This is a genomic window from Microcystis sp. LEGE 00066 (genome assembly GCF_015207925.1).
Classification (GTDB): Bacteria; Cyanobacteriota; Cyanobacteriia; order Cyanobacteriales; family Microcystaceae; genus Microcystis; species Microcystis ichthyoblabe_A.
The window spans coordinates 1-5,335 of sequence record NZ_JADEVX010000242.1 but is presented as its reverse complement, the minus strand read 5'-3'; the positions used below and the strand labels follow the sequence as shown (position 1 = coordinate 5,335).

At 41.7% G+C, this 5,335-nt stretch carries 8 protein-coding genes; 4 read left to right on the top strand and 4 right to left on the bottom strand.

Features of this window, described 5'->3' with window-relative positions; genetic code table 11:
* Positions 1-328 precede the first annotated feature (328 nt).
* The 4 genes from IQ224_RS21355 to IQ224_RS21345 are packed head-to-tail and all read left to right on the top strand — an operon-like array spanning position 329 to position 1,460.
* Positions 329-796, top strand: a complete 468-nt coding sequence (locus IQ224_RS21355; RefSeq protein WP_002742812.1) for a DUF29 domain-containing protein — start codon at positions 329-331, stop codon at positions 794-796.
* 38 nt (positions 797-834) lie between these two features.
* Positions 835-975: a hypothetical protein gene (locus IQ224_RS24400; RefSeq protein WP_002742810.1), complete on the top strand. Its 141-nt coding sequence runs from the start codon at positions 835-837 to the stop codon at positions 973-975.
* 27 nt (positions 976-1,002) lie between these two features.
* Positions 1,003-1,182 carry a hypothetical protein gene (locus tag IQ224_RS21350; RefSeq protein ID WP_002765124.1) on the top strand — a complete coding sequence of 60 codons (180 nt, stop codon included), beginning with the start codon at positions 1,003-1,005 and terminating at the stop codon, positions 1,180-1,182.
* A 2-nt stretch (positions 1,183-1,184) separates the two neighbouring features.
* Complete coding sequence (locus tag IQ224_RS21345; protein WP_002742806.1) at positions 1,185-1,460, top strand: hypothetical protein; 276 nt, start codon at positions 1,185-1,187, stop codon at positions 1,458-1,460.
* A gap of 212 nt (positions 1,461-1,672) precedes the next feature.
* Here IQ224_RS21345 and IQ224_RS21340 read toward each other — a convergent pair whose 3' ends face one another.
* The 4 genes from IQ224_RS21340 to IQ224_RS21325 form a co-directional block, all read right to left on the bottom strand.
* Entirely contained in the window at positions 1,673-1,948 is a 276-nt protein-coding gene (locus tag IQ224_RS21340) for a MoaD/ThiS family protein (protein WP_002742805.1), read from the bottom strand.
* Between the two features lie 107 nt (positions 1,949-2,055).
* Positions 2,056-3,360 carry a threonine synthase gene (gene thrC, locus IQ224_RS21335; protein ID WP_002750866.1) on the bottom strand — a complete coding sequence of 435 codons (1,305 nt, stop codon included), beginning with the start codon at positions 3,358-3,360 and terminating at the stop codon, positions 2,056-2,058.
* A 627-nt stretch (positions 3,361-3,987) separates the two neighbouring features.
* Positions 3,988-4,530, bottom strand: coding sequence for a 16S rRNA (guanine(966)-N(2))-methyltransferase RsmD (gene rsmD, locus IQ224_RS21330; protein ID WP_194033469.1), 543 nt, complete (start codon positions 4,528-4,530; stop codon positions 3,988-3,990).
* 3 nt (positions 4,531-4,533) lie between these two features.
* Positions 4,534-5,211, bottom strand: a complete 678-nt coding sequence (locus tag IQ224_RS21325) for a uracil-DNA glycosylase family protein (RefSeq protein WP_002750869.1) — start codon at positions 5,209-5,211, stop codon at positions 4,534-4,536.
* Positions 5,212-5,335 lie beyond the last annotated feature (124 nt).

The following is a 5,335-nucleotide window of genomic DNA, read 5'->3' as shown; positions in this document are numbered from 1 at the left end:
ATATCAGCCAGACTTGGAAACTATCTCATCAAATTAGTCCCCCCATAGAACCTCCTTGAGCCATCTTGCACACTTTTCTCTTTTTGTCAAATTTTATGTTAAGAAAGATGTGACTAATGGATAGCTTGATAAGGGGGGTGCCGATAGGCGGGGGGATCTCCCCTTAATAAGGGGGGCATCTGATAATTTTTAACGCCTACCTACTTAGTTTCAATTTTAGGTGATTTTTTGGTAAACTACAAGGGAAGCTAGAAATTAGCAACGCCTTGAGAATTGTATCCGCTTAGTTATCAGTGCAGTTATTGACTCGAACGAACAACTTATCGCTATGTCGAAAACTCTCTACGAACAAGATTTTCAATTATGGCTCGCAACAACAATTAATCACCTACAGAAGCGGGAATTTGCTGCGCTGGATACTGATAACTTAATTGAGGAGTTAACCGAGTTGGGAAAATCGGAAAAAAGAACTTTAGAAAGTAATTTGATGATTCTTTTGGCTCATTTGCTCAAATTAAAAGTACAGCACGACGCACCGCCATCAATGAAGGATAGCTGGTATTGTTCTATTATTGAGCATCGCCAGCGAATTGAGAAAAACTTACGCAATACGCCTTCCCTGAAATCCTATCTAGAAACTGCTATCGAGGAAGCTTATCCAGATGCTCGTCAAGTGGCAATTAAGGAAGGGAAACTTGCTCAATTTGGTGTTCGTATTCCCCCAGAAAATGATTATCCTCAAATTTGTCCTTTCTTGCCAGAGCAAATTTTAGATGAGAACTTCTATGGCAATTGACTAGAGAAAAAAGTTAATTTTCAATTTTTGCACTATTTATGACTCGACTAACTCCAATCCAAATTGACAAAAACACTCTAATTTACATAGAGTCCACTGATAACCTAGAAGTTCCTGCCAAGACATTAGGAACAGAGGGAAGAATTGCTAAAGCGGTAATTTCTATACCAGATAATTAAAAATCATCACAATAATTATTGAGAAAAGTGGAACCTACAGAAGAACAGTATCTTGTCTTAAATGCTCTTGAAACTTTGGGACTTCTACTCTTTAGAGTCTATGATGAAGATAATGGAGCTTGGCTAATCATTACTTCTAGTCTAACATTGCCCAGATCATACTTATTGCCTAATGGCGAAATTATTCCCCTAGAATGGATGCTTTAACTATGAAAAAACCGACAGAACTTCAACAGCAAGAATACGAAAGAATTGGCGAAATTGCAGCCAAAGGAAGACAGCGTTATCTAGAAGCAGGAGGCGACCAAAAAATCTGCCCTAGCGGAAGAAAAGGAAATGATTATTTAACCGATGAAGAACGTAAAGAAATTTTACAATTAGCCCGTCAGGTTTTTGGCGTTCAGATTAAAGATGGCCAAGTTTACTGTCAAGGACGGACTTGGAAAATATCCGATAAAAAAGTCTCAAAAGATACCGAAAAATGAACTAAATATTGCTAGTGTAGAACGTAGGTTGGGTCGAAGCATGAAACCCAACGCCCGATTATGTTACGCTACCGCTAACCCATCCTACAAATAATTGTGCGTCCCTACTTAAATGCGCGGGCAGCTTAGAACTTACCTAAACAAAAGCCCCCAGAAAACATCACTTTCTAGGGGTTTAATTACAATTGACGGAAAACAAACTTATGGGGACGTTAACCTCCAGCTACCGCCGGAACGATACTGACTTCATCGCCATCTTTTAAGGGGGTTTTTGTCCCATCGAGGAAGCGAATATCTTCACTGTTGACGTAGAAATTTAAAAAGCGCCGGGGTGCGCCCTCTTCATCGCATAAGCGGGCCTTAATACCGGGGAAACTTGCTTCTAAGGATTCGATTAAATCACCGACATTACTAGCACTACACTCGACGGTAGCCTTATTTTTTGTAAATTGTTGCAGGGGAGTAGGAACGAGAACTTTTACAGCCATAGATATTAAAGGAAAAAGTGGAAAGGACAGTAAGCTGCGCGCAAATTTAAATTGCTTGTGGAGATGAGGCAAGAGGATAATCGCCCCATCATCCCTGAACATCAATTCTAGACGAGAACCTGTTGCCATTCGAGGCGTTCGAGGGTGCGGGAACGTTCCAGGGCCCGTTCAAAGCTTTCTAATTTCGGTTCGATTAACAGGGGTTCACCGATATAACCCTGTACCGCTTCTTGGGTTTTTAGACCATTACCGGTGATATAAACGACCGTGGTTTCTTCGGGGTCGATTTTACCCGCTTCTACTAATTTTTTCAAGACGGCGATAGTTGTACCGCCTGCGGTTTCTGTGAAAATGCCTTCCGTTTCTGCCAAAAGTTTAATACCTTCGATAATTTCGGCATCGGTGACGGATTCAATATTACCGCCAGTTTTACGCGCAATATCAAGGGCATAAACACCATCGGCGGGATTACCAATAGCGATCGATTTGGCGATAGTATTAGGTTTAACTGGGGCGACAAAATCCCGTCCTTCCTTGAAAGCTTGGGCGATGGGGGAACAACCCTCCGCTTGAGCGCCACTAAAACGCACTGCTTTATCTGCCACCAAACCGACTTTGACGAATTCTTGGAAGCCTTTATAAATCTTGGTAAAGAGGGAACCACTGGCTAAAGGTGCGACAATATGGTCGGGGAGTTTCCAGCCTAATTGTTCAGCCACTTCAAAGCCTAAAGTTTTGGAACCTTCGGAATAGTAGGGACGCAGATTGATGTTGACAAAACCCCAACCGTAGGTATTGCCCACTTCTGAACAGAGACGGTTAACCTGATCGTAGTTGCCTTTAACTGCCATTACCGTGGGATTATAGATTAGGGTGCCAAGAATTTTACCCGCTTCTAAGTCGGAGGGAATGAAAACACAACAGTCTAAACCGGCGTGAGCGGCAATAGCGGCGGTGGAATTGGCCAGATTTCCCGTACTAGCACAGGAAACGGTGGTAAAACCTAATTCTTTGGCCCGGGTAAGGGCGACGGATACCACTCTATCTTTGAAGCTGAGAGTGGGCATATTGACGGCATCATTTTTAATGTAGAGATTTTTTAGACCCAAGCGCCGGGCTAAACGGTGGGATTTAACTAGGGGAGTCATACCCGTACCCACATCGATGGGATTTTCACTTTCCACCGGCAAAAAGGAACGATAGCGCCAGATGGAATTGGGACCTGCTTGAATGCTTTCTCTGGTAACGGTGCGACGGATGAGGTCGTAATCGTAGTCCACTTCTAGGGGGGCAAAGGTTTCTTCGCAGATATTCAGCGCTTTCAGAGGGTAAGAAGTCCCTCCTTCCTTAGAAACCAAGCGGGTAAAGGTGGGGATGAATTTTGAGGTTTTGATGTTTGTCGCTAGGGTCATGATTTTCCTGTCTTGCCGTCAACTGAATCTATAAGCATCCTATCACCGGCAAAATCTTGGTGTCAAATATACCCGACTATTTTTGTCGGGTATAAATTTATACCAAAAATAGGTGATATTCTGGGGAGCAGCAAGGGTTAAGGGGAGAGAGTTCGGCTGCCGTGTCAGGAAACTTCGGGGTAGTTTTAGGTCAAAAAAAGGACTAGGAGAAGGGATTTAAGTTTTTTAGGAGTATATAGGCTATTTACTGCCAATTTTATCGAAATAAGCTCTTATTTTTGTTTAAATAGCTTGAAAATGGCGTGATTAACTGCGTTTGCCAGAAAGTTTCTCGCTTTACTCAGGATGATTGTCAAGAAAAGTGACAAATTATGTGATTTTGTTGAGAAATAATAATTTTTTCTGGACTGCCCAATAAAATTGACCATTTCTGATTGAGAGAACGTAGGTTGGGTTGAAGCATGAAACCCAACGCCCTCGTCTCACACTTATCTGAAATGACTATAATTCATAATTCATAATTCCCAGTCTCCTTTTTAAGCTTGTTGTCATCATTCTCCTGAATCCTGACTACTGGCTCCTTACTCCTCACCTAACGGAAGATTTTTGATTTTTGCAAGAGATCTATTAGACATCTGCTTTTTGATAAAAAGTTAACGTAGTATTGCCGTAGCGTTTTTGACGACAAATGGTTAAACCTTCTAGATTAATTGCTTGCCAAGATTTGGGATTATGTTCCACGGCAATTTCCCCCAGAGAATCTAATAAATTAGATTGAGAGATGGCAGTTAGTACCGGTAAATATAACCCGCTTTCGTAGGGAGGGTCAAAATAAATTAGATCAAAACTTTTCCCCGCTAAAGTGGCTAACTTTGTCAGTACATCCCCCCGAATTACTTGAAATTGCTGGTGAGAAGTTGCTAAATTGCGCCAATTTTCCTTAATAATTTCGCCAGCGCGTCCTGATTGTTCAATTCCGATTACTAGACTCGCACCTCGACATAAAGCTTCCGCACCCATGGAACCATTACCCGCACAAAGATCCAACCAACGACAGCCAGATAATTTCTGTTGCCAGATATTAAATAAAGCTTCTCGCACCCTTGCTGTTGTGGGACGGGTTAATTGTCCTGCTAGGGTTTTTATGGGACGATTGCCGTAAATTCTCATCGGTTAAAAGGCAAATTCAGTTAATCTTTTTTGTAATAAATCAGGAAAAAGAGCATAGTATCTTTGATTGAGAGGAGAGGGATGGGGGAGAGGCAATAAAGTCACTTTCTTTTGCTGTTTTAATCCATCTTCATCGGTAGCGGTAAGGGTAACTAGGAGTTTTTTGGTAAAGCGTTCTTTATCAAGATAGAATTTATCCACTTCTTTCGGTTTACCGTAGGGTTCAAACCATTTAAAAGCTTCCGTACCAAGAGGAATGATATGATCACCTTGCCAATAAAAAACGAGCAGTTTTTCTATAAATGGACGGAAACGATCTTTCACTTCCCCAGAATAAGCTTTATTACCAGGAGGTTTGTAGGGAACTGTATTAGTTAGGAAAATTCGATCGCACACCGATAATAACTCTTGACGATCATGGGATTTTCTCCCCTGCCAAGCTTGAAAAAATCCCTCTCTTACCATTCTACCGGCAGCCCCGATCAAAGGTTGTCCCGCATACACTTCATCTCGTCCTAAATCCCGGCCAAAAAAGCATAACTGACTAGCAAGATTACCAGCATACAAAACCGGTTCAAAGGGGTCTTTTTTTGCCTCTTGGTAAATCAGGGTATCGATGGGAAAATCCTCTTTTTTTGCCTCTTGGTGTACCTGTTTAATTAGGGTTTTAATATCGGTCATTATTCCAGAAATCGGTTATTAGTGGCTCTCCATTCTACTACAAAAATGAAAATTATCAGTCTTCAGTCTTCAGGAGATTATTTTTATTTATTCTTCCTTTTCCCCACACCCCACACCCCACACC